The organism is Bdellovibrio sp. CKG001 (genome assembly GCF_055397465.1).
On the sequence record NZ_AP029173.1, the window covers coordinates 3380197 to 3401584 of the forward strand.

22 protein-coding genes and 1 other RNA gene are annotated in these 21388 nt (G+C 48.9%); 11 read left to right on the forward strand and 12 right to left on the reverse strand.

Annotated features, from left to right (window positions below):
* Nucleotides 1-8 precede the first annotated feature (8 nt).
* Both ACZ50P_RS15930 and rnpB read right to left on the reverse strand, forming a co-directional pair.
* The gene (locus ACZ50P_RS15930; protein WP_464132284.1) at nucleotides 9-1592 is read right to left on the reverse strand and encodes a YiiX/YebB-like N1pC/P60 family cysteine hydrolase; all 1584 of its coding nucleotides are present in this window, start codon (nucleotides 1590-1592) and stop codon (nucleotides 9-11) included.
* A gap of 225 nt (nucleotides 1593-1817) precedes the next feature.
* An RNA gene (gene rnpB / locus ACZ50P_RS15935) (RNase P RNA component class A) lies at nucleotides 1818-2202 on the reverse strand.
* Nucleotides 2203-2299: 97 nt separating this feature from the next.
* Here rnpB and ACZ50P_RS15940 point away from each other — a divergent pair.
* Together ACZ50P_RS15940 and ACZ50P_RS15945 are read left to right on the forward strand one after the other, a co-directional pair.
* Nucleotides 2300-2776: a fibronectin type III domain-containing protein gene (locus ACZ50P_RS15940; RefSeq protein WP_464118728.1), complete on the forward strand. Its 477-nt coding sequence runs from the start codon at nucleotides 2300-2302 to the stop codon at nucleotides 2774-2776.
* Nucleotides 2777-2931: 155 nt separating this feature from the next.
* On the forward strand, nucleotides 2932-4518 hold the full coding sequence (locus ACZ50P_RS15945) for a PAS domain-containing hybrid sensor histidine kinase/response regulator (RefSeq protein ID WP_464132286.1): 1587 nt from the start codon (nucleotides 2932-2934) through the stop codon (nucleotides 4516-4518).
* On the opposite strand, the gene ACZ50P_RS15950 is transcribed toward ACZ50P_RS15945, so the two are convergent.
* Nucleotides 4515-5207, reverse strand: a complete 693-nt coding sequence (locus ACZ50P_RS15950) for a Bd3614 family nucleic acid deaminase (RefSeq protein WP_464132287.1) — start codon at nucleotides 5205-5207, stop codon at nucleotides 4515-4517. The two genes, ACZ50P_RS15945 and ACZ50P_RS15950, sit on opposite strands and share 4 nt — an antisense overlap.
* Nucleotides 5208-5394: 187 nt before the next feature.
* Between ACZ50P_RS15950 and ACZ50P_RS15955 the strand changes: the two genes are divergently transcribed.
* The 3 genes from ACZ50P_RS15955 (at nucleotide 5395) to ACZ50P_RS15965 (ending at nucleotide 8493) form a co-directional block, all read left to right on the forward strand.
* On the forward strand, nucleotides 5395-6312 hold the full coding sequence (locus ACZ50P_RS15955; RefSeq protein ID WP_464132289.1) for a class I SAM-dependent methyltransferase: 918 nt from the start codon (nucleotides 5395-5397) through the stop codon (nucleotides 6310-6312).
* A 196-nt stretch (nucleotides 6313-6508) separates the two neighbouring features.
* Nucleotides 6509-7798 carry a polyamine aminopropyltransferase gene (gene speE / locus ACZ50P_RS15960; protein WP_464118732.1) on the forward strand — a complete coding sequence of 430 codons (1290 nt, stop codon included), beginning with the start codon at nucleotides 6509-6511 and terminating at the stop codon, nucleotides 7796-7798.
* Between the two features lie 74 nt (nucleotides 7799-7872).
* The gene (locus ACZ50P_RS15965) at nucleotides 7873-8493 is read left to right on the forward strand and encodes a superoxide dismutase (protein ID WP_262552730.1); all 621 of its coding nucleotides are present in this window, start codon (nucleotides 7873-7875) and stop codon (nucleotides 8491-8493) included.
* Nucleotides 8494-8621: 128 nt separating this feature from the next.
* Here the strand turns inward: ACZ50P_RS15965 and ACZ50P_RS15970 are convergent, their stop codons facing one another.
* The 4 genes from ACZ50P_RS15970 to ACZ50P_RS15985 all read right to left on the reverse strand — a co-directional run bounded on the left by ACZ50P_RS15970 (nucleotide 8622) and on the right by ACZ50P_RS15985 (nucleotide 11219).
* A complete protein-coding gene (locus tag ACZ50P_RS15970) occupies nucleotides 8622-9395 on the reverse strand; it encodes a hypothetical protein (protein ID WP_464118734.1) in 774 nt (257 codons plus the stop codon).
* Between the two features lie 127 nt (nucleotides 9396-9522).
* Nucleotides 9523-10095, reverse strand: coding sequence for a flavodoxin family protein (locus tag ACZ50P_RS15975; RefSeq protein WP_464132291.1), 573 nt, complete (start codon nucleotides 10093-10095; stop codon nucleotides 9523-9525).
* Nucleotides 10096-10245: 150 nt separating this feature from the next.
* The gene (locus ACZ50P_RS15980) at nucleotides 10246-10803 is read right to left on the reverse strand and encodes a BON domain-containing protein (protein ID WP_464118736.1); all 558 of its coding nucleotides are present in this window, start codon (nucleotides 10801-10803) and stop codon (nucleotides 10246-10248) included.
* Between the two features lie 38 nt (nucleotides 10804-10841).
* The gene (locus tag ACZ50P_RS15985) at nucleotides 10842-11219 is read right to left on the reverse strand and encodes an HPF/RaiA family ribosome-associated protein (RefSeq protein ID WP_464118737.1); all 378 of its coding nucleotides are present in this window, start codon (nucleotides 11217-11219) and stop codon (nucleotides 10842-10844) included.
* A 206-nt stretch (nucleotides 11220-11425) separates the two neighbouring features.
* Here ACZ50P_RS15985 and ACZ50P_RS15990 point away from each other — a divergent pair, with 206 nt between their 5' ends.
* Nucleotides 11426-12346 (forward strand): LysR family transcriptional regulator, encoded by a 921-nt coding sequence (locus ACZ50P_RS15990; RefSeq protein ID WP_464132293.1) that lies wholly within the window; start codon nucleotides 11426-11428, stop codon nucleotides 12344-12346.
* A gap of 53 nt (nucleotides 12347-12399) precedes the next feature.
* Here ACZ50P_RS15990 and ACZ50P_RS15995 read toward each other — a convergent pair whose 3' ends face one another.
* The gene (locus ACZ50P_RS15995) at nucleotides 12400-13632 is read right to left on the reverse strand and encodes a M20/M25/M40 family metallo-hydrolase (RefSeq protein WP_464118739.1); all 1233 of its coding nucleotides are present in this window, start codon (nucleotides 13630-13632) and stop codon (nucleotides 12400-12402) included.
* Between the two features lie 109 nt (nucleotides 13633-13741).
* Here ACZ50P_RS15995 and ACZ50P_RS16000 point away from each other — a divergent pair, with 109 nt between their 5' ends.
* Complete coding sequence (locus ACZ50P_RS16000; protein ID WP_464132295.1) at nucleotides 13742-15319, forward strand: B12-binding domain-containing radical SAM protein; 1578 nt, start codon at nucleotides 13742-13744, stop codon at nucleotides 15317-15319.
* On the opposite strand, the gene ACZ50P_RS16005 is transcribed toward ACZ50P_RS16000, so the two are convergent.
* Nucleotides 15267-15776, reverse strand: coding sequence for an anthrone oxygenase family protein (locus ACZ50P_RS16005; protein ID WP_464132297.1), 510 nt, complete (start codon nucleotides 15774-15776; stop codon nucleotides 15267-15269). The two genes, ACZ50P_RS16000 and ACZ50P_RS16005, sit on opposite strands and share 53 nt — an antisense overlap.
* Before the next feature lie 66 nt (nucleotides 15777-15842).
* A complete protein-coding gene (gene ubiG / locus ACZ50P_RS16010) occupies nucleotides 15843-16613 on the reverse strand; it encodes a bifunctional 2-polyprenyl-6-hydroxyphenol methylase/3-demethylubiquinol 3-O-methyltransferase UbiG (protein WP_464132299.1) in 771 nt (256 codons plus the stop codon).
* On the opposite strand from ubiG, the gene ACZ50P_RS16015 reads away from it, so the two are divergent.
* The 3 genes from ACZ50P_RS16015 (at nucleotide 16612) to ACZ50P_RS16025 (ending at nucleotide 19042) form a co-directional block, all read left to right on the forward strand.
* Nucleotides 16612-16746, forward strand: a complete 135-nt coding sequence (locus ACZ50P_RS16015; protein ID WP_464132301.1) for a hypothetical protein — start codon at nucleotides 16612-16614, stop codon at nucleotides 16744-16746. The two genes, ubiG and ACZ50P_RS16015, sit on opposite strands and share 2 nt — an antisense overlap.
* Nucleotides 16739-17113: a hypothetical protein gene (locus tag ACZ50P_RS16020; RefSeq protein ID WP_464132303.1), complete on the forward strand. Its 375-nt coding sequence runs from the start codon at nucleotides 16739-16741 to the stop codon at nucleotides 17111-17113. Before ACZ50P_RS16015 ends, ACZ50P_RS16020 begins: the two co-directional genes overlap by 8 nt.
* A gap of 84 nt (nucleotides 17114-17197) precedes the next feature.
* Nucleotides 17198-19042, forward strand: coding sequence for an ArnT family glycosyltransferase (locus ACZ50P_RS16025; RefSeq protein ID WP_464132306.1), 1845 nt, complete (start codon nucleotides 17198-17200; stop codon nucleotides 19040-19042).
* Here ACZ50P_RS16025 and ACZ50P_RS16030 read toward each other — a convergent pair.
* A complete protein-coding gene (locus ACZ50P_RS16030) occupies nucleotides 18935-19330 on the reverse strand; it encodes an NINE protein (RefSeq protein WP_464118745.1) in 396 nt (131 codons plus the stop codon). The genes ACZ50P_RS16025 and ACZ50P_RS16030 overlap by 108 nt on opposite strands.
* A 17-nt stretch (nucleotides 19331-19347) precedes the next feature.
* Nucleotides 19348-20718 (reverse strand): NAD(P)H-binding protein, encoded by a 1371-nt coding sequence (locus ACZ50P_RS16035; RefSeq protein ID WP_464132308.1) that lies wholly within the window; start codon nucleotides 20716-20718, stop codon nucleotides 19348-19350.
* A gap of 150 nt (nucleotides 20719-20868) precedes the next feature.
* On the opposite strand from ACZ50P_RS16035, the gene ACZ50P_RS16040 reads away from it, so the two are divergent.
* Nucleotides 20869-21348, forward strand: coding sequence for an Hsp20/alpha crystallin family protein (locus ACZ50P_RS16040; protein WP_464132310.1), 480 nt, complete (start codon nucleotides 20869-20871; stop codon nucleotides 21346-21348).
* Nucleotides 21349-21388 lie beyond the last annotated feature (40 nt).

Below are 21388 nucleotides of genomic sequence, written 5' to 3' on the forward strand. Positions count from 1 at the left end.
GTCACATCCTAAAGATTCTGGAATTTTCTGAATTCGGCGTAATGCGAATCATCCGCTTTCAACAACAGACTTAAAGAGTACGGCAAATCCTTGTAAACACGCTTACCACCGTAATACATAATCACCGGCTCAAAGATTCTTTGATTGCCGATCGCCAACTGCGCGACATTGTCAGGACTGATGGTGTAGCGGCGCAAAGTTTCTTCCAAAGGCCATTTCACGTCCTTATAAACCACATAGGCAATTTCCGAACAGACGATGCGTGTGTGGGTGTGGACGTCGAAGTTAAAGTCATACTCTTTTCCGATCTGGGCGATCGCCTGAAGGACTGCCTCGCGACGGTACTCATCTGTGATATTCGAACGAGTGTCGCGGATCACCAGGAAGTCATCGATGTTCAGGAAATGCTCCAGGGTGTTAAGTTCAACTCCCGGACGCAAAGCTTCGACAATACGATGACCAGATCTGATTTTGGCCTGAATATTTGCCGGAATCCTGTCCCAGACTTTCAGTTCTTTCAGCTGATCTTCCGTCCCCAGCCAGATCGCAACGTGGCCATAGTGGCCCGGGATCATCTTATCCGTCAGACGGAACGGAGTTTTTTCCATCAGAATATCCAGGGGTTTCATTTCAGCGATCAAAGCTTTTTTTTCTGACTCAGGCATATTGATCAGATGACCTTTACGGGTTTCCACCATGCCGACCATATTGCCAAAGCCCATGCTGACCCCGTAGGAAACAGAACGAACCCCGCGTTTTCCTCGCAAAGTCAGACGGTGCCATAGATTCGCAATGGCATCTTTAAAGGCGCTGCTGTCTGTTCCGTTTTTTACCGCCAAATACCAGATGCTTGATTGAGTCATTGCATACAATTGACTTTCTTCAGGGCTGGTCGAAATTCCCTGGGAACGCCGCCATGCCATCACGGAATCAATAAATTCAATTCCTCTTTCCAGCTGAGATCGGCGCGAGATGGATGAGTATGAATCCGCCAAAGTCTGCAACGCACGTTTTTGAGCGACGTCATAGTTCAAAACATAGCGCAAGGAAGCGTTATCGTTGAACGGCTGGATTGCCACCAGATAGTTGTCCATCAGCATGAGCGCAGAAGCCAGGGCCATATGCATGCGGAAGATCTGTCTTTCCCCTTGAGCATCTTTCGGATCAATATTCAGGACTTTATAATCCTGATAGAAGTCCTTACGCACCTGACGGGCTTTTCTTTCAATTTTGGTCCCGCGATACGGGGTCAGCTTCACCTCGTTAGTTTCAGAAAAGTACTCGCCCTCGGAAATCGCCAGGTCCAGAAGTTTCTGACGGGTTTTTAGGTAGTCAGTCCCCATGGCGCGCACCCACTCACCTTCAGATCGACTTAAGGTGATATTGCCGGTTTCACCCAGTTTCTTTTCATCGGCGAAGCGCAAAGCCGTGGATCTAAAGGTCAAAGCCTCAGACAACAAAGCTTGCAAATCATAGTACTGTGGATCGACATAATAGGCTGCTGCGGGAGCTCTCTCACTTGAGGATTTAAATGATGAGCACGCGCCAACGAAGGTTGTGACTAGACACAACGCCAGCAATTTAGAGAACATGGGATTTCCCTCCAATGTTCTCAGAATAAGCTAAAGATCCCTCGCAAACGGAAATGATCTTGTCGAAGGACAATGAATCTAGTCCTGCGTACCAGTGCAAAAAGGCCCTACTAGGACCTCACAGCCATTGGTCTGTAATTCGGTCAAAAGAACTGTGAAGTGGAATCAAAATACGAAGATACCTCTGGTTCTTAGAACTTGCAGAGTCATCTATAAAGAAGGCGGGATCTCGGTTTTGCTATAAGCCGGATTCTGTCCCAACTACCAGGTCCCATAATTTGCCCCGATAATCGTGGATGATCATTCCTCTGGGAGTGGCATTACTGACACCCTCAAGCGATCTTACCCGGTGACTACGGGCTGGCCGCCCTACTAGTGTCACCCTATTTGATCTTGCTCCGCGCAGAGTTTGGCTGTTTTCACTCCAGCGGCTCCCCAGACCCTCCCGTTCCCGGTGTCTGGCTCAATGCCCTGGACATTCTCTCTGTTCCACTGTTCCTAACGTTACCGTCGAGGGGCGTTACCCCTTGCGCTGCCATATGGAGTCCGGACTTTCCTCTCTAATTTCAGGAATTTAGAGTATTATTAGAGCAATCATCCGCAAAACCGTGGGGATTTCTAACACCATCCAGCATTTCGTGCAAGAAGGTTTTCTTAATCCCAGTTTTATTTTACTTTCTAAGCATCGTTTACAAAAGGATTAAATCATGAAGATCTTGGTATCTCTATTTGCGTTCGTTATGACTTTGACTCTTGCTTCTGCTTCTTTGGCTGAAGAGGCTCACGGTGGTGGCGGTCATGGCGGTGGTCATGGTGGTTTGACCGAAAAAATGAATGCTTTGTTCCCTCAGCCAAAAGCAGACCCTACAAAGAACGAGGTTCCGGCAAAACCGCAGCTGGAAAGCCCTGGCTACTACCAAGCGATCAAAGCTGACAAAACAACTCTGACTTGGAAAGCCGTTGCTGGCGCTGACGAGTATCACGTGCAAGTTGCGACTGACGCTAACTTCAAGTGGTTGGTGGCCAACGAGTACTCTGTTAAGGGGAACTCTTTTGAAGTGACAGGTTTGGAAGCTGGCAAACATTACTTCTGGAGAGTTGCAGCTGTTAAATCAAACAACTGGAGCACCTTCCGCAAAAGTTTCTTTGCAATGTCCATGTTCGAAACTCCTGCAGCAAAATAAGTTGTTGCGAAATTTTGATTGCACACTCCAAGAGCCCTAACCCAAGGGCTCTTTTTTTTTGCGCTTCGACAAACTCCAGGTGCAATTACAAAGTTTTAATCCCCAGGCCGTTTTGTAATTTTATATCTTTGTAAGAGTATAGATACACTTATGCCATGACTCATTCGGTGTATGAGGCGCTTCTCAATTCTAACGCAGTGATAGAGTTCGACATCCAGGGAAATATTCTCTGGGCCAACTCCAATTTCCTGAACTTACTCGGGTACGAGCTAAGCGAAATTCAGGGAAAGCATCATTCTTTGTTCCTGCCGGAGTTTCACCAACATGAGCTCGAATATCAAGAAATGTGGAATCAACTTGCTGAAGGACATGCGCAAGCTGGAGAATTCAAACGTCTGAGCAAAACGCAGGAGATCATTTGGATCCAAGGCTCTTACACTCCTGTAAGAAATGCTGAAGGCACCATCGTCAAGATCGTCAAAATGGCGGTCGATATCACAGAAAAGAAAAGTCTGTCTGAAAATCTGGAGAAAAAGAACCGAGAATTGATCGGAGCCGCCACCAAGGCCCGCGCAGCCACACATGCCAAATCCGTCTTCTTGGCCAACATGAGCCATGAGATCCGCACGCCCCTGAATTCCATTATCGGAATCACGGACACCCTGGCAGAAACCACTTTGGACGACCAGCAGGCCTCGTTTGTCGAAATCCTTCAGCGCGCCAACCATCAGCTTATGACGATCATCAACGACATTCTGGATTTGTCCAAAGTCGAAGCTGGCGAAATTGAACTGCGCCCCCTGCCCTTTAAACTTCAGGGGATGCTGGATGATCTGGTGGCCGTTCTTGGTTTCCGCGCCAAGGAAAAAGGTTTGCAAATGAACATCGAGATTGAATCTGACGTCGAGGAGTACTTCGTCGGAGATGCGGATCGTCTGCGCCAGGTGCTGATGAATCTTCTGAATAACTCGATAAAATTCACCCAAAGCGGCAGTGTTTCCCTGCGAGTCGCCGTGAACCGCACTTCGCACCCGGGAAATCTGCTGTTCTGTGTTTCTGACACAGGCATCGGTATCTCCAAACAGAAGTTCAAAGACATCTTCCAGCCTTTCACGCAGGCGGATTCCACCACCACGCGCAAATATGGCGGCACCGGTCTGGGACTTTCCATCACAAAAAACATCGTGCAACTGATGAATGGCCATATTTGGTTTGAAAGTGAACTCAATGTGGGAAGTGCTTTCTATTTCACGATCTCAGTCCCCACCACCACGGAAAGAAAGACAGCGATGCACAACCCATGGCAGGGCCGCTATCAACTGACCGATATCAGGCACAATATCTCCAACAGCCGCCTGCGCATTTTGGTGGTGGACGATGTGGATGACAATCGCAGTCTGTTTGGAATTTATCTGCAAAAGACCATTCACGCTGTCAGCTATGCCAGCAGCGGATCTGAGGCGGTGGAAATGGTGAAAAACGAACACTATGACATCATCTTTATGGACGTGCAGATGCCAGGAATGGACGGTTATGAGGCCACCCGTTGCATCCGGGCCTTGGAAAAAGACCTGGGCCGCACTCCGGCCCGCATTTTTGCCTGCACCGCCAATGCCTTCCAAGAAGACGTTCGCAAAAGCCTTTCAGCCGGTTGCGACTTGCATCTGTCCAAACCCGTGCGCAAGGACACGATGCTGAAGGCCATCCATTCTTTCTTCAGTGCTCCAGAGGCGATTTACTAACTTTCGCTCACTAGCTCATTCAGATTCCACTGATCCAGCACGGTCTGCCGGGACAGACCGCCTTCTTCTTTGACTGAATAATACACCTTGATCGAGTGAGGATTCCTTGAGCTGTGATAAATCATCCCTGCGCACATCTTGCAGGGTTTGTGAGTGGAATATAAGACTGCACCTTCGGGTATGGCCTGGCCGCTTTCTCGATAAAGGCGCTGAATCAGGTTCACTTCCGCATGCAGGGTTTTGTTTTTAGAGTTGGAGTTCACCCCATAACCCAGAATCTTTCCGTCTTTATCCACCAACAAGGCGGCGATATTTCGGTCGAAATCGTGCAAAACATCTCCCCGCGGCACCTTTTGCGCCAGGCGGGTTAAACTTTGCAAAAAAGCCTGCTTGGAGCCGGGCTTTTGCTCTAAAAACCACTGTCGGATGTCCGCCAAGGGAACCTGATTTTCCCGGTTCAGATGATGGCTGACTGGCAAAAGCTCACTTCCCGCACCGATTTCAATCATTGGCTCCAAAATGGGAATCTGATGATCACAAGGAACAATCCCGGCGGTCACACGCTTGGCGACGACCTTGACCATCCCCCGGCACATTTCCGTCAGATCCGCGCTGGTGTAAATCCGCTGGCGCAGAATAAAGAAGCTGTGATCGACAAACTGCTCAAAAAGCCCCTGCAGCAGCTTCACCACTGCCGAGGACGGCCGTGGTCCTTTTGCCCGAGAATGGCGCGAAAAGTAGATCCTGCCCTCGTGCTCGACGAAAGCGACGTCCTTTTCTTTCTCAGCAAGTAAAAATGCTATATGTTCTGCCCTTTTTTCTGCCAACATCCAGGAATTGGTACCATATCCCGTCCAAATTGTCTAAAAAGCCCCCATGGACATGATCAAAAACCGCTTGGAAAAGAACTTCAAAAAACTTAAAAGCTGGGCCGAACGCCATCAAATCGAAGCTTTTCGTCTGTATGATCGTGATATTCCCGAATATCCCTACATCGTGGACATCTACAAAGATCACTACCTGATCTATGACAAAAGTGATTTGCGCGACAAAGACAAAAACCACCTGCCTCACGTTCAAGAGGCGCTCAAGACGTTGTTTAAGTGTGATGACTCCAAGGTCGTAATCAAAAAACGCGAGCGTCAAGAGGGCCTGAAACAGTACGAAAAGCTGGATGCCAAAGAAGACACCTTCGTCGTGCGAGAGTCGCAAGCTTTATTCAAAGTGAACCTGTATGATTATCTGGACACCGGCTTGTTCCTGGATCACCGCCCGATGCGCCAGAAGGTCTTTAAAACGGTTCAGGGGAAAAGATTCCTGAATCTGTTCTGCTATACCGGGTCTGTCAGCGTGTTTGCCGCATTGGGCGGGGCCCGCACGACCAGTGTGGACATGTCGCAAACTTATCTGCGCTGGGCTCAGGACAACTTCCAGCTCAACAATATCGACTTGGATGGACACAGTTTCATCAACGCCGACGTGTTGGAGTGGCTGCGCACACAGAAAAATTCGAACACTTTTGACGTTATTTTCCTGGATCCGCCAACGTTCTCGAATTCCAAGAAAATGGAGGACACCTTCGAGGTCGAGCGCGATCAGGATTTCCTGGTGGACAGTTGCATGCAAATGCTGGCTCCCGAGGGAGTTCTGTATTTCTCGAACAACAAGAGGAAGTTTAAGATTTCCGACAACATTCTGTCCAAATACAGAGTGAAAGAAATCACCACCGAGAGCATCCCACAGGACTTCCATGATAAAAAAATTCACAACTGCTTCGACATCAGAAGCAAATAAGGGCTCCTAGGGCCCTTTTCCAATTTGGGGACAAAAATACCTTGCCCCCGCCACCAAAAAGCCCTAGAACCCCCGCTTTAAGACAACTACTAAAATCAAAAAGATCCCTAGAAGATCTTAGCAATATAAGGTCACTCAAAATGCCCCAGGCGCAAGGCGGATGGGGTATTTTCAGGGGCCGTTGGAGGAATGGGAATTGAAAGCACTTGGCCGTCATATTTTGGTTGAATTCAGTGGATGCAACGCTGAGGTTTTGAACGACGTTTCCATCATCGAAAGAAGCATGGTTGAAGCGGCACAAATCGCAGGCGCGACAGTCATTAACTCCACTTTCCACCACTTCTCCCCTTGGGGTGTAAGCGGTGTTGTTGTGATCCAAGAAAGTCACTTGGCGATTCACACATGGCCGGAATACCGTTATGCCGCTGTGGATCTGTTCACTTGTGGTGATTCCGTGGACCCTTGGGTTTCCTTCGAGCACCTGAAAAAAGCCTTCCAGGCAAACTACTCTGCTTTGGAAATGAACCGCGGCTCTTTGCACGTGATCCAAAAATCCGACTTCCAGCCGAAGATCATGCGCGAAAAACCTTCCTTCGATCTTTCCAAAGGTTATCAGATCGACCGCAACGTCTGGTTCACCGACAAGGATGAAAACCAGGCTCTTTCCCTGCGTTACACTGGTGAAGTTCTGTTTGATGAGACAAATCCGTTCCAGCGCGTGCGTGTTTTGGACTCTTACTCTCACGGCAAATTCCTGGCGATCAACAATATGGTGATGTGCACAGAGCGTGATGAGTTCCACTATCACGAAATGATCACTCACCCGGTGATGCAGGCGCACGGGAATGCGAAGAACATTTTGGTTATCGGCGGCGGTGACGGCGGTACCATTCGTGAATTGTTCAAATACGATCAGGTTGAAAATGTAACAATGGTGGAAATCGACGAAGCGGTTGTGCGCGCTTCCAAGCAACATCTTCCAAAGATCGCTTCAGAGTTTAACAATCCGAAATTGAATCTGATTATCGGTGACGGCATTCAGTTCGTAAAAGATGCTGCGCCAAACTCTTACGACGTGATCATCGTGGATGGTTCTGATCCGGTCGGTCCGGCAAAAGGGCTTTTCACTGCCGAATTCTACACGAACTGTAAAAACGCATTGAAAGAAGGCGGCTTGGTGATCACTCAGGGTGAATCCCCGATGTTCCATGAAGGCACTTTCGTTGAACTGAATCAGTGCTTGAAAGGTATTTTCGGCAAGAAGAGCGTCCACACGATGTTGTTCCATGCGACCACTTATCCGTCAGGAATGTGGAGTTTGCAGATGGGTGTGAAGGGGACAAATCACCCGGCGAAAGACTTCAACAAAGACCATGCGCGCCAATTCTCTCTGGCCAAAGGTCTGAAATACTACAACGAAGATCTGCACACAGCGGCGTTCTGCCTGCCGACGTTCGTTAAAACAATGCTTGGCGATAACGCCTAGTTTATCTAATTGAGATAGACCGCCTCCTGTTTTCATTATAGTTTCATCTAGAACTAAACAAACAGGAGGCGTAAATGTTCAAACTTCCACAACTTCCCTACGCAAAAACAGGTTTGGCTCCTTTGTTCAACGAAGAACAAATGACTTACCACTACGACAAGCACCACAAAGCTTATATCGACAATCTGAACAAGTTCATGGAAACAGATGCGTCTTTGAAAGGGAAATCCCTTGAAGAGATCACTTTGACTTCCTCTGGTGGCGTGTTCAACAACGCGGCTCAGGCCTGGAACCACACCTTCTTCTGGTTTGGTATGACTCCGGCAGGTCAAGGCGGCCAGCCTTCTGCTGAGTTGTCTGCAGCGATCACTCGCGACTTCGGTTCTATGGATGAGTTGAAAGCAAAGTTCGTCGATGGCGGCGTAAAAACCTTCGGTTCTGGCTGGATCTGGTTGTGCGCGGATGCTTCCGGCAAGCTGTCTTTGGTTTCCACTTCTAACGCAGCGGTTCCATTCACAAACAACGGTCCAACTCCATTGTTGGTTGCTGACGTTTGGGAACACGCTTACTATGTGGATTACAGAAACCTTCGCGCAAAATACCTAGAAACCTTCTGGAGCCAAGTAAACTGGAACTTCGTTTCCGAAAACTTCGCTTCCAAAAAAGTTCGCGACCTAACTAAGTCCATGACTTAAAAGGTACCTGCTCGCTTTTGCAGAAGCACTGCTTTAAAAAAAAACAAAAGGGACTGCTATACAACGGCAGTCCCTTTTTTTATTCAAGCTTCTATTGCGCTGCTTCTGCAAATGTAAGCAGGTACCTTTTAGAGTTCGAAGAAGGTGGTGGATAATAGGAAGAGGGTGTTTCCGGTGTCGGGAGTGTAGTAGACGCCGACCGAGGGGCGGGAGAACATTTCTTTTGGACGGAACTGAGACCACGCAATACCTGCGCCGGTGTTCATGTCCTCGTAAGGGGAAATCCCCGCTTCACGCAAGTGACCCCACGCAAAGGTCAACCATTCGCGGTCCTTGATCTGATACTGCAAATCCAGACCCCACTCCGATTCACACTTCAGAGAATACACAAATGTCAGTGTGTTCTTGGAATCAATATGCCCGCAGACATTGTTCAGGAATGGCGACAGGGTGACGTCCTCCAGCTCCACCGGGCGATAATTAAAACCAATATGGAAAGAACGCAGAACCAGATCCGGTGTCTCGACCACTTTGCCATCCAGCCTTACTTCGGACTTAAAGCGGTTTTCTGTGAAAGCCGCCGCCCAGTCGAACTTGTCGCCGCGATAAAAATTTAACTTGGCTGTGTAGTTACGGCTGCCCGGAACCGTGGCATAAAAGATCGGAACCGTGCCCAGTTCCACACGTTCGTGCACCCCCACACTCAGGGCATTGGCCAACATGTGAGAATTGATGTTCGCACCGCTGGTTCTTTGAAAACCAAACTGCCATTGAGCCAGCGTGCGAGCCGACGTGCTGACAACTGGGTTGAAGATCACGCGCTTCGGAGGAATGACGTCATCAAAGCCCGCAAAAGCCTGAAGTCCGGAAAGAAAAATGAATGATAAAATAAACGCGCGCATGCCCGCGAGCATTACAAATAGGATGCCAAAAGAATCCCTCTGAGCCATCGCTTATTTGCAGCTCATAGCTCCGCACCCTTTTCACACCGGTACAATTTTCACTGTGACAACAGTTTAGACAGCTCTTCTACGAACGCAACCACTTGCGACGGGCATCCTTCTTATCCACAGGCCACAACGCCCACTGGACATTCAGATCACAGGCCTTCAGAAGATTTTCCACAATGAGCTCGGCGTCCTCTTTTTGCCAGAAGTCTTTAGCATGTGAACTGGGACTTTTTAATGCGATATCAGACACCAACGAATAGACCATGCCGCTCATGGGAGGAATCAAAAACCCCATCGTGGAAAGCACCCCCTGCAAGCGGGACAAAATCCCCTTTCCGCCCACGGAGTGCATTAGAACAAAGACAGCCGCAGGTTTCCCTATTAAAGCACTGGTGCCCTCAAGTTCCGTCATCTGCTCCAACAGCTTTTGCATGGGGCTGCCCCAGGAATCCCAATATGTACCGGTCACAAAGATCATGGCATCCGCATTCGAAATTCTTTTTTTCAGGGACGAACTGTAACCGGACTTTGCCAGCGTCACCACATCCACCGACACTTCCTTTGGGAAAATCTTTTTCATGCCTTTGATCCAAAGCGCACAGTTGCCCTGATCACCGGAAGGGCTGCCATTTAAAACAAGAATCTTTTTCATCGGGAATCACTCCATGCCGTTGGGGATGAAGTATTATGACCTGTTCGGAAGAAACAATCCAAGGACAAAAATAAGACAGGCGTCTGGGATCAGACGCCTGCACATGGAGGGATGGGAAAAGGACCGCACCTTAAATTGTGACAACTTTCATCAAGACACCTCCTTTAGGTTGTCTTCTTGGATCGTTGTTCCCCTGTCCAGGGGGAACAACACTTCATAAGCAAAATCAACCGAGACCGGAACTCTGCGTGGCGGGTCTTTGATTTCGATGAAATTCAAAACATCCTGCACACCGGACAGCTCCCAGGCCGCGGCGACGGCCAAGGCTTTCAAACGAGGTCTAAACACCTCACCATGAAGCTTCACAATGCCGTCAGCGACCTCAACCTCGATGTGTTCTCCACCGATTTTAATCATCTCTGCCAGCTGCGCTTCAAGGATACGAAGAATCTCCTCGTCTGATCTGTAGTAGTCCGTGGGTACAACAATGCGGTCTTCAATCGCCCAGACACCTTCCGTGTCTGAGATGACCTCCAAGGCCGCATTCTTTTTGTAAGACGTATCCACGAATCCACTGACAATGACCAGGTTGCCCCGGGCAACAATTTCAAGATCAGCTGCGCTCACTCTTTTATCCCATTTGATTCGATCGCGTATTTTTCGACCGAGCTCATTGTCGATCTGGTTTTTAAGAAGATGCGTGTTCATTAGGCTGCTCCTTGCTTGTTCTCGGGTTTTCCTTCAACTCAGGCCACCCCTTCCAGTGTGGGTGGCTGATAGTTCAGCATCGGATCATTTCTGCGATGCTGGGATTTACGTGAGGATCGTTTGCTCAGCACCACTTTTAAAGCGGACACTGTCTTCGCTACACATCGTTTGAAGTTTTCGTCGCTCTTGACGACTTTAATCACACTTTTTGAGCGTGATGGCTTCAAGATGACCTCACACATGTAGCTCGGCTTGCGAGTCTGTGTACGATGTCGATCTGTCTCGACACGCACGGTGAGGTGAGCACCACTGTCATACTTGAAGAAATCTCCGACAGCGTTTTCCACTGTCTCCATCAGGTAAGATTCGAGATTTTCAGTTTTAGTGATGTCTCTGTAGTAGATGTCTGTTTGCATATCTACCTCCTTGTCTTGCTCTCATTATCGTTGAAATCGACAAATTCGTTAAATATATAATTTAGAAGACATACTTAGGTTAAAGTTATATATTTAGGTGGTCTAGGCGAAGATTTCCAAAAGGAACTCATAACTTACAGGAACGCATCAAGAGCCTAGTTCCAAAAAGGCGCCAAAAAAACCATGTTATTCGGAGGTTTTAGACCATGTTTAACTACAATCATTTATATTACTTTTATGTAACCGCCCGGCTGGGTGGAGTCAGCAATGCCGCCAAATATCTGCATATCAGCCAACCCTCACTCAGTTCTCAGATAAAAGTTCTGGAAAGCACGTTGGATCAAAAACTTTTTGAAAAGCGTGGAAGAAATCTGCATCTCACACCCGAAGGAGAACGCACTTTTGCTTACTGTAAAAAGATGTTCGATGTTGCCGCCGATTTCGCTGAATCACTAAAAAGCCCCTCTGAAAAACAGAGTCAGCGCTTTCGGATCGGCGTCAGTGATCAGGTGGAACGCCCCTTCATCGCCGATCTGCTGGCTCCGTTGATTCGTGAACAAAAACGTGGCATCGAAAAACACTTCTTCGTCAGCTCCGCCCCCTCCGACATTTTGGTCAATCAACTGCGCAGCCAGGAAATTGATCTGCTCCTGACGAACAAACCCATCTACGCCGATGATGTTAAAGAAATTGCCGCCGCAGAAATGCCGGTAAATCTGATGGTGTCGACCAAGAATCTAAAAGATCTGAAGATTCGAATCTCACGCCATACCTCAGTGCTGGAATTCTTAAACGCCGTCCCGTGGGGCCTCATCATCCCGTCATACAAGATGAAACTGCGCCATGAAACGGATTTATTCTTTCAGGAAATTCACGCACGCAAAAAAGTGATCTTCGAAAGCGACATCATGTCTGTGGTGGGTCGAGCCGTGATCGATGGCGCTGGGGTGGGCTTTCTGCCTGTTCCCTATGTGATGGATGAAGTTCAGTCCGGCAAGATCACACTGATTGGCCCCAAAGCCGGATACTGGAAACACACACTGTACCTGCTGGCGCGCAAGGATCAAAAGGAAGATGAAACTTTGATGGATCTTAAAAAGACCATCCGACGACTGGAGAAGTTCTAATAAAAAAGCCCGCCTTTAAGAGCGGGCTTTTGTTCTGAACTTTAATTTTGGGTTTAATACGGCTGACGAGCATCCGAGTTTGCCAGATCCATCCCCATCACCACCGCAATTTTTGTATAAGCGGCTGAATGTTTGAAGTTGGATTCCGGCGTGATCACATCGCGGGTCGTATGGATGTTTTTGTTACTTTTGCTGAATGTCGCTTCAAACGGCATCAAGGCAGGATACCCTTGGCGATTCCAGGAGGCATGATCGCTGCAACCATAACCACACTTATCATCCACGATGCGCGCGTGGATGTAAGTTTCGTTTGCGGCTCTTAAGTATTCACGCAGCCAGGCGCTGGTGAAGTCCGTCATGCTGCCGATAACCAGTTCACCCGAACCGGGGAACAAAGTCATGTCCAACTGAAGAACTGCCACCACGTCTTTCTTTTCCGCTTTGTACTGCTTTGCAATCTCTGCCGAGCCCAAAAGACCGGACTCTTCCCCCGCATACCAGAAAATTTCAATGGAGCGTTTGGGCTGAGCTTTGCTCATCAGAATACGCAGTGCCTCGATCAGGTTCGCGGAACCGGAGGCATTGTCGTCAGCACCGGGTGCCGTCTTACCACCACCCCAGCTTTGATTGATGGAATCCAAGTGACCGCCCAGGACCACGATCTCTTGGGGGCGCTCACTACCCACCAGGCGCACCTTCAAGCTTTTCTGTTTTGTGGAGGTGTGGGTGATCAGTGAAATCTCATAAGGGATTTTGGATTCAGCCAACATTGCTTCCAGACGCGTCTTCATCTCATCGACGTGGCGGTTCGGTTCCGCATCACGGTTGCTACGGCTTGGGAAGGAAGACAACCAAGTCACATAAGAACGAAGATTGTCCTCGCTGACTTCGGTCAACGCAGCTTCGATTGCTGCACTCTTTTCCAAAGCCAAAGGGGCAAACGGCGCCCGGTCATAGAGGGCATTCTGCTCCTGAATTTTCGCCAAGTTATCCAAAATGCTGTTAAATCCAGCACCCTGAACGTGCATATCCAGACTCAGATCCTCAAAGCCACCGCATTTGCCGACCTGATGGGATCGTTCCTGAATTCTTTGCTGCATCAAGGGAGTCACAATCGCGTAACCCACTTCGATGCGTTCGTCTTTAGCTAAAACAGGGATATTGAGAGCGCGTAGATCCTTCAAATCAGCCAGAATCGGCTTTGTTTCGAAGTTTTCCAGATCCGGAACGTGCGCCGTCGCAGTCGTTGCAACGAACAATAACAAAGCCATCGTGGCAGTTTTCATATTTTCAGTCCTTTGAAAAGCATTACCGCAGATTAATGCTATCGAATTTGTCCTCATTTTGGCAAAGACAATTCGCTTATTTTTTAAACATGCATTAGGATAAGTGCCTATGACGACAGACATTTTGCTGGTTACTTTGAACTCCACCTACCAACATAGCTCCTTTGGTTTGCGGTACCTTTATGCCAATTTGGAAGAGCTGCAATCGCGCGCCCAGATCCTTGAGTTCACCATTGCCCGGGACCCCAAGGACATCGCCGAAAGTCTTCTGCGTCACAAACCAAAGATCATCGGAATCGGCGTATATATTTGGAATGCCCAAGAATCTTTGGAACTAGTGTCTTTACTTAAGCGCATCAGTCCTGAAACTTTGGTGGTCTTAGGAGGCCCCGAAGTCAGTCACGAATCGGAAACCAATCCGCTTTGTCACATCGCGGACTATGTCATCAAGGGTGAGGCCGACTTCCTGTTTAGAGACTTCTGCAGAAACTATCTGTCCAGCGGCACCCTGCCCGAACAAAAGTTCATTGCAGGCATTCTGCCGGACATTAAAGCCATCAAGTCGCCTTACGAATTCTACAGCGATGAGGACATCAAAAACCGTGTTTTATATGTCGAGGTTTCCCGCGGTTGTCCGTATCGCTGCGAATACTGCCTGTCGTCGTTGGATAAATCCGTTCGTAATTTCGATGTTCCTCAATTCTTGGCCGAAATGCAGAAACTGATGGATCGAGGCGCCCGCCAGTTTAAGTTCATCGATCGCACCTTCAATTTGAGCCCTTCAACTTGCACACAAATTCTGGAATTCTTCCTGAAGCGTATCCATTTGGGGCTTTTCCTGCACTTTGAAATGGTGCCGGATCGGTTGCCAGTGGAAATTCGCGAACTGATCAAAAAATTCCCCGCAGGCTCATTGCAGTTTGAAATTGGAATTCAAACGTGGAACACCGACGTCGCCCGACTGGTCAGCCGTCGTAACGATCTGGAAAAAGTGAAAGACAACTTCCGCTTTCTGGCCGCGGAAACAGGTGTTCATACGCACGCCGACCTGATCGTCGGTTTGCCTGGTGAAGACATTCATAGCTTTGCCAAGGGGTTTGATATTCTGGCAGAACTTCGTCCGGATGAAATCCAAGTTGGTATTCTCAAACGCCTGAAGGGCGCACCTATTTCCCGACACGACAAGGAATGGGAAATGGTCTATTCAGCCCATCCGCCATTCCAGATTCTGCGCACGAAGTCCATGGACTTTGCCACGTTGCAGACGATGAATCGTTTTTCCAAATACTGGGATCTGTATGCCAATAGCGGCACTTTCAAGAACTTCGTCGACAGCCTGAAAGCTGCGGCCCAGGACAAGGAACACCGGTCCTTCTTCTGGGAGTTCTATGAGTTCAATGGCTTCATGTCACAGCGACATGCCCAGTCCCATGGAATTTCCCAGTTAAGTCTTTTTGAATCTGCGCTGATTTACCTGACAGAACATCGTCACTGGCCTGTGGAAAAAGCTAAGGCGCTTTTGGCTGACGACTATAGGGCGACAGGTAAAAAAGAGCTGCCACGGTTCCTGAAAGCCGGTGAGACCACGGAAGCCTCTGGTGGCTCGCACGACACGGGAGCGAAAGGAAATCTGCCTAAGCGGCAGCAAAGGCATCTGACGGCGAAGAGCGAACAGGCTTCATCATAAGGATTGAAGCCAGAAGCAAGGAAAACCCCGCCATCAGCAAAGCACAGCGGATGTACATAAACCACAGCCACTGAGAGCGAATATCCATCCAGTCCGGTGGCGGCGACATCAGATCCCAGTTTGTGATAAGCTGATTGAGCGGAAGATTTCCCAGGTACGTCATAAGCAATTCATTCAGAACGCAGACCACTGCAAAGGCAATCAGTACGAACTCCATGGACTTCCAGCGAACCCGGCTCAGGTACAGGCTGGCCGTCAAAGCCAGCAGAACCACCGAGTAAACGATCGGGCTCATCATGGAAAAAGAGTGATTCCAACTACGATGAAACTCCAGGTAAGCCAAGATCGACAGGCTTTCCAGCGTGGGGCCCACTCCAACAACCAGAGCAAAAGAGCTTCCCGCCATCAAACCCAGCAGCAGCAAACCAAGATATTTCAAACCCAGAGATAAATTCATAGGAGGATCATATATTCTTTTGTTTACTATCACTCAAGTTTCATTTTTTTAATTGAAAATTACCGGTTATTGCACCCGCACCTTCTTCGCAAAGCCTGTATAAGCAATCAAAGGAAGCTTGGTGAAGGTGAACTTGAAGTCTTTGGGCACCTCACCAGAGCGCAGAAGTTGCCACATCTGCTTTTGTAAAAACACCGGCCGTATTCCGCGGATATCCGGTTGCTCCAACTCAAAATTCTCCATCCACATCTTCAGTTTGCCGGGCTCAATGAACAATGAATACACATGATAGTCCGGAGGTGTATTCTTCACAAACCACTCCATCCCCTTAATCACAACCAACCAAGCCAGGGGATTCTTGTTGAAGGTGTTAAAGAAAAACAGCCCCCCGGGGCGCAGAACTCGCGAGGCTTCTGCTATCACCTTCTGCGGATCGGAGACGTGCTCTAACAAATCCATCGCTGCGACGACATCAAAACTTTCGTTGCCATAGGGAACCTGATAGACGTCCCCTTGATGATAGTGGACTGAATGGGTGTGATCGCGGGATTCGGCCACTTTCAGACTGGAAGTGGACAAATCAATTCCCGTCACCTTGTGGCCGGCCTCGGCCAGATCATTTGCCAGAAACCCTGCCCCGCACCCCATATCAAGAATTTCCGCATGATATCCGATGTGTTTGCGAATGGATTCCAGAATCCATGGCATTTCAACCTTGTGCTGATTGCGCAGCAGAGCGATGGGATCATCCTGAGCCTCATACCAGCGCTCTGCCAGGTGATCATAAGCCTCATTGTTGACGATTTCCCGGTCCACTTTCGCAAGTTCCAAGTCCATGGAAACACCTCCAGCTCTCAAACACGCTAGCAGCCAGGCGTTCCGGCGGGGAGCTTTGACGAAGTCCAGTGGTAAGAATCAAGGCGTTGTTGATCTGATCGACGGCTTCCGCTACACTCAAACACATGATTGATTATATCGAAATTGCCTGTCGATGGATTTTAGGTCTGCAGATGTTTTTCTGGGGACTGAACGGTTTCTTTCATTGGGTGAAAGTGCCCCCTTCAGATCCGGCCATTGACCGCTTTGTGCAAGCTTGTATCGACACGCGCTTTATCATGCCGACCGTAAAAATTGTTGAAATTTTCTGCGGAGCTCTTCTGGTTTTGCATCTCGGTGTTCCCCTGAGTCTGGCTATTTTGTCTCCGATCATGTTTGTCGTGACCGGACTTCATGTTCTGCACAATCCCAAGCCCTGGGGGGTCCTGGTGACGACAACTCTGCCTTATGCGGCGTTGTTGTTCTTTCATAGCGCCACTTTATTACGACTTGTTCACTAACGGCTTCAACAACAAATAAACTCTCGATGAATCTTTCGTAACTTGAGGAAAAACAAGATCTCTCAGTAGATACTCCTCAAGCTTATGAAAAGACACAGTGCTAACTTCTCTACCTTTTGTCTCGTGGCCGGCCTCGTTGGCCTGGCTTTGGCCTTTTCCTGGCTCGTGGCCCTGACCCCCCAAGCCCGGAACATCGAAATCATTCGTCCCGATCTCACGGTTAACACCCGGGCTCTGTCGTCTTTTGAATATCTTAACTACAACACAGACCGTGAAGGCTTGTACTGGCTTAAGTTTGAAACAGAGCCCATGATCTATCCCCTGAGTCGCCTTAAGATGCGCACCATGAACTGTGTGCATGAAATGAGCACCAGCCACGGCGAATGGAAGCTGCCTTCGGGACTTCAGAACGTCTGTGACAATCGCAAAGGTCTTTTGCTGGTGAACACCAAAGACTCACTTTCACAAAACACACAATGGCATTTTGCGGGCAGCACCCGTGGCGACAGTTATGGGGTTCTGCTCGAAAAGGACTGGACGGATCTTCCCGTCGCCGCCGGCTTGATCGCTTTGACGTTGTCCCTGGCTCTGCTACTTTACGCCAGACTTCCCGCTCGTCACCTTGCGGAACGTCTGTTTGTGATGACCTTTTTGATTCTCGCTTTTCTTTTCCGTTTTTGGCTGGTGTTCATCGAGGCTCCGCCACAGTTCAGTCTTTTTTCAGATATGGGCGCCTATTTTTCTCGTTCAGAGGAAATTCTTAACGGTCAGTTCAGAATTGATCAGCTCTTTCAGCCCATTGGCTTTACGCTTTGGAGCTTGTGGCTGCGCGAGCTCGGGGACTTTGAACTCTTCAACTGGGCTCAGGTGTTCTTTTCCTGGGGCACAGTGATACTTATCTATCTAATGGTCCGTCAGCGCTTCGGAGCGCTCGCCGGGGCTTTGAGTGCTGTGATCGGCACAACCTATGTCCCCTTGGCGGGCTTTGCGACTTTTCACATGGCAGAAAATGCGTATGCCTTTTTTATCTCTTTGATTCTGTGGTTGATCCTGAGAACTTTAAACAACCCACAGCTGCGCGGATTCTTTTTAATCGGACTTTTAATGGCGCTGGCCTTTTACTTTAAAGGAAATCACGCCTTCTTTATTCCCATTTTTGCACTTTGGCTGCTGTATCAAGACCGTCACCAGTTTAAAAAGGGCTTTAGCAAAGTTGCGGTGATGGGACTGGGGTGTGCTCTGGTTGTGGCCCCCCACATGGCTTGGACCTGGCAGCATTATGGAAAGCCCCAGCTGGGCCCGACAGCGGGGGCTTTAAATTTCGTCGAAGGCAAATGCCCCAGCAAAGACAACGAAGATTCCACCGGCGCCCGCTGGATGTCACCTATGTTTGGCTTCACCAACGAAAGACTTTACAAAAAATGGGATCGCCCCTTCACAGATCAATCCTATTTCTGGAAGGCCGGCGTGAATTGCATCAAAGAAGATCCTTTGGTTTTAATCGAAAGCCTTCGCTACATCTACTATCTGGCCTGGGGCAATCCCCTGTGGCCCCATATTTCCACAAATGTTCAGGACCTTTACTATCCGTGGGAAAACTTCTTCTATTATGGTTTGCTGCCCCTGACCTTGCTGGGGCTTTTGGTGCTTCGCAAGGATGAAGAGGCCTTCAATCAGGCCTCAGCTTTGCTGATGCTGTCCCTGTTTCTGACTGTGTGGTTCTTTAAATCGGAAAACCGCTTCCGTGTCCCCTTCGATGCCCTTTTAATCGCATGGTCTTCTGTGGGAGCTTCGTGGGTTCTGTTAAAAGCTTGGGCCCTGTCAGGACGCCTGACTGTTTATCTGCGAAACCTGCTCATTAAGACTCCAATAGTCGTACAGGTAACCCAACAGGAAAAGTCCTCCGGTGCAGAGCCAAATCAGTCCTGAGATCCATTTTCCCATATAAAAGCGGTGCACGCCAAAAACTCCCAGGAAGGTCAGAAGAATCCAGGCAATGGTGTAGTCAACGCGGCCACTGCGATAGTTTCTCTGTGCCTCCCTTTCCATTGCGGGGATCAGGAAAAGATCAATCAGCCAACCCACGCCCAACAGACCGAAGGTGAAAAACCAGATCGTGCCCGACACGGATTTACCAAAATAGAAGCGATGAGCGCCCATAAAACCGAAAATCCAAAGAATATAACCAATAAAAGTTGAATGTGTCGCCTGAGCCATGACTTCCCTTCTTTGCCTTAACGGACGGCCTGCGGTCGTTTTAAATACAGACCAAATTTATACATAACCCAAACATGAAACAACGCCTGAGTCCATCTGTACAAGAACCAAGGCATGCGGGGCTTGAACTCATGGATGGCAGCAATCACGGCTTTGCCACCCAAAATTTCCCGAAACTCCAGACGTCCACGAACTGTCTTTTGCGCCAACAGTCCGCCTCGCACATAGAAGAGCTGGCGGTGAGACCAACTTCGTTCCGGTGAGTACTCCAGAATGAGAAGGCGCAAATAAGGAAAGCTCCAACTGAAGTTCACCCAGCGCCCACTGACTTCCACTTTCATAAAGCCCGGACGCATTGTTGGCAGAAAGTCCATGTAGGCCTTGGCAACCTGGGCCGCCGTCAAACCTTCCGGAATCAAAAGGCGCTGGACCGAACGAACCTCGTAGGACCCCATCGGATTCTTCTGAAAAGCCAGGGGCTTGCGATGCTCTTCATAGCGATCAAGTGCCGCTTGCAAAGCCTGTTCAATCGGCGTGAATGAATATCCTGGGATACTCAGGGCGTGCCCAGGCCGAACGGTCAGCGGAACTCGCAGCCCTTCCACCAGCGGTCGCACCAAAGCTCTTGGGGCCCCCGTCACCAGACACACCCACAAGGTGGACAGCTCCGGACTTAAAAATGGAATTGGTACCAAGGCTCTTTTCTTCCCCAGAATACGGGCGATCATCTTCATCATATCCAGATAGCTCACCACATCCGGACCGCCCAGATCGTAGGTGTGATCCGCGGTGTTCGAGGCATCAATACAATAGTGCAGGCTTCGCACAACGTCCTTTAAAGCAATCGGCTGACTTCGCGTGTGAGTCCACTTCGGGCACACCATCACCGGCAGGCGCTGCACAAGGCGCACCATCATATGGAATGATGACCCCTCAGCCCCCAGGATCACGGCGGCTCGCAGAAGGGTTGCAGGAATTTTGCTGGCAATGAAAAGCTCTTCGACCTCATGCCGACTTTTCAGATGGCGCGACAAGGTGGGGGAATCCTCGGGATACATTCCTCCTAAATAAAGAAGCCGTTTGACCCCACACTTTTCGGCGGCCCGAACAAAGTTGTCAGCCACGATAAGATCAAAGTCTTCAAAACTTCCTTGCGTCAGTTGAGCTGAGGGTCGCATCGAGTGAACCAAATAGACAGCCACGTCACAGCCTTGCAAAGCCTTTTCAGCATCAAGCAAACTGAACAGATCACAAGAGCGCCATTCAATTCCCGGGGTGGTGCTCACCTTAGCCGAACGACTCAGAGCCACGATGTCGTGATGCCCCTGCAGTTCCTCTATCAAGGCCTTGCCGACAAAACCACTGGCGCCCGCGATTGCCACTTTCACAACTACCCCCACCCTCTTAAAATTCTATATTCTATCACATTTGTCCCAAACCCAAGTTGGTAATTAACAAAATAAAAGGACCGCCTTGACAAAGAAAAAACCGCGCACAGCTTTGTAATGTGAGAAAGAAACCAACAAAGGAGGTTTTTAATGAGACTATTAACACCTTATTGGCCAACTCGCCGAGCTACGACCAATCTTTTCGACGAGATGGATCGCTTGTTTGATAACTTCGCAGCGCCCGCTTCTTACGAGGCTTATGAACGCACACTCACTCCGGCATGCGAGGTGTCTGAAACCCAGGATCATTATCTGTTAAGCATGGATATACCGGGATATAAAAAAGAGAATGTAAATATTGAAGTGAACGGAAATCTTCTGACAATTTCAGGAGAAAGAAAACGCGAAGAGAAAGTCGTTAGCACTTTCGCACGCAGATTCACCGTTCCCAACAGTGTTGATGGCGAAAAAATCGAAGCACATCATGAAGATGGAGTCTTAAGTATTTATCTGCCAAAAACACCGGTTGCCCAAGCCAAAAGAATCGAAATCCAATCTAAAGGGGGTTTCTTCGAGCGCTTAGGATTTAAAAAATCCTCCGAAGATATCAAGTCTGAACCTTCCCACTAATCCTCCTCCTTCCAAAGAGGGCTTGATCCCCCGTCAAGCC

Coding starts and splice junctions, on each gene's coding strand:
- ACZ50P_RS16020 (WP_464132303.1), top strand. CDS start 16,739: ATGATTGATTATATCGAAATTGCCTGTCGATGGATTTTAGGTCTGCAG.
- ACZ50P_RS16040 (WP_464132310.1), top strand. CDS start 20,869: ATGAGACTATTAACACCTTATTGGCCAACTCGCCGAGCTACGACCAAT.
- ACZ50P_RS15985 (WP_464118737.1), bottom strand. CDS start 11,219: ATGCAAACAGACATCTACTACAGAGACATCACTAAAACTGAAAATCTC.
- ACZ50P_RS16025 (WP_464132306.1), top strand. CDS start 17,198: ATGAAAAGACACAGTGCTAACTTCTCTACCTTTTGTCTCGTGGCCGGC.
- ACZ50P_RS16005 (WP_464132297.1), bottom strand. CDS start 15,776: ATGAATTTATCTCTGGGTTTGAAATATCTTGGTTTGCTGCTGCTGGGT.
- ACZ50P_RS15980 (WP_464118736.1), bottom strand. CDS start 10,803: ATGAACACGCATCTTCTTAAAAACCAGATCGACAATGAGCTCGGTCGA.
- ACZ50P_RS16015 (WP_464132301.1), top strand. CDS start 16,612: ATGGAAACACCTCCAGCTCTCAAACACGCTAGCAGCCAGGCGTTCCGG.
- ACZ50P_RS15970 (WP_464118734.1), bottom strand. CDS start 9,395: ATGCGCGCGTTTATTTTATCATTCATTTTTCTTTCCGGACTTCAGGCT.
- ACZ50P_RS15955 (WP_464132289.1), top strand. CDS start 5,395: ATGGACATGATCAAAAACCGCTTGGAAAAGAACTTCAAAAAACTTAAA.
- ACZ50P_RS16000 (WP_464132295.1), top strand. CDS start 13,742: ATGACGACAGACATTTTGCTGGTTACTTTGAACTCCACCTACCAACAT.
- ACZ50P_RS15940 (WP_464118728.1), top strand. CDS start 2,300: ATGAAGATCTTGGTATCTCTATTTGCGTTCGTTATGACTTTGACTCTT.
- ACZ50P_RS15990 (WP_464132293.1), top strand. CDS start 11,426: ATGTTTAACTACAATCATTTATATTACTTTTATGTAACCGCCCGGCTG.
- ACZ50P_RS15945 (WP_464132286.1), top strand. CDS start 2,932: ATGACTCATTCGGTGTATGAGGCGCTTCTCAATTCTAACGCAGTGATA.
- ACZ50P_RS15995 (WP_464118739.1), bottom strand. CDS start 13,632: ATGAAAACTGCCACGATGGCTTTGTTATTGTTCGTTGCAACGACTGCG.
- ACZ50P_RS15975 (WP_464132291.1), bottom strand. CDS start 10,095: ATGAAAAAGATTCTTGTTTTAAATGGCAGCCCTTCCGGTGATCAGGGC.
- ubiG (WP_464132299.1), bottom strand. CDS start 16,613: ATGGACTTGGAACTTGCGAAAGTGGACCGGGAAATCGTCAACAATGAG.
- ACZ50P_RS16030 (WP_464118745.1), bottom strand. CDS start 19,330: ATGGCTCAGGCGACACATTCAACTTTTATTGGTTATATTCTTTGGATT.
- ACZ50P_RS15965 (WP_262552730.1), top strand. CDS start 7,873: ATGTTCAAACTTCCACAACTTCCCTACGCAAAAACAGGTTTGGCTCCT.
- ACZ50P_RS15930 (WP_464132284.1), bottom strand. CDS start 1,592: ATGTTCTCTAAATTGCTGGCGTTGTGTCTAGTCACAACCTTCGTTGGC.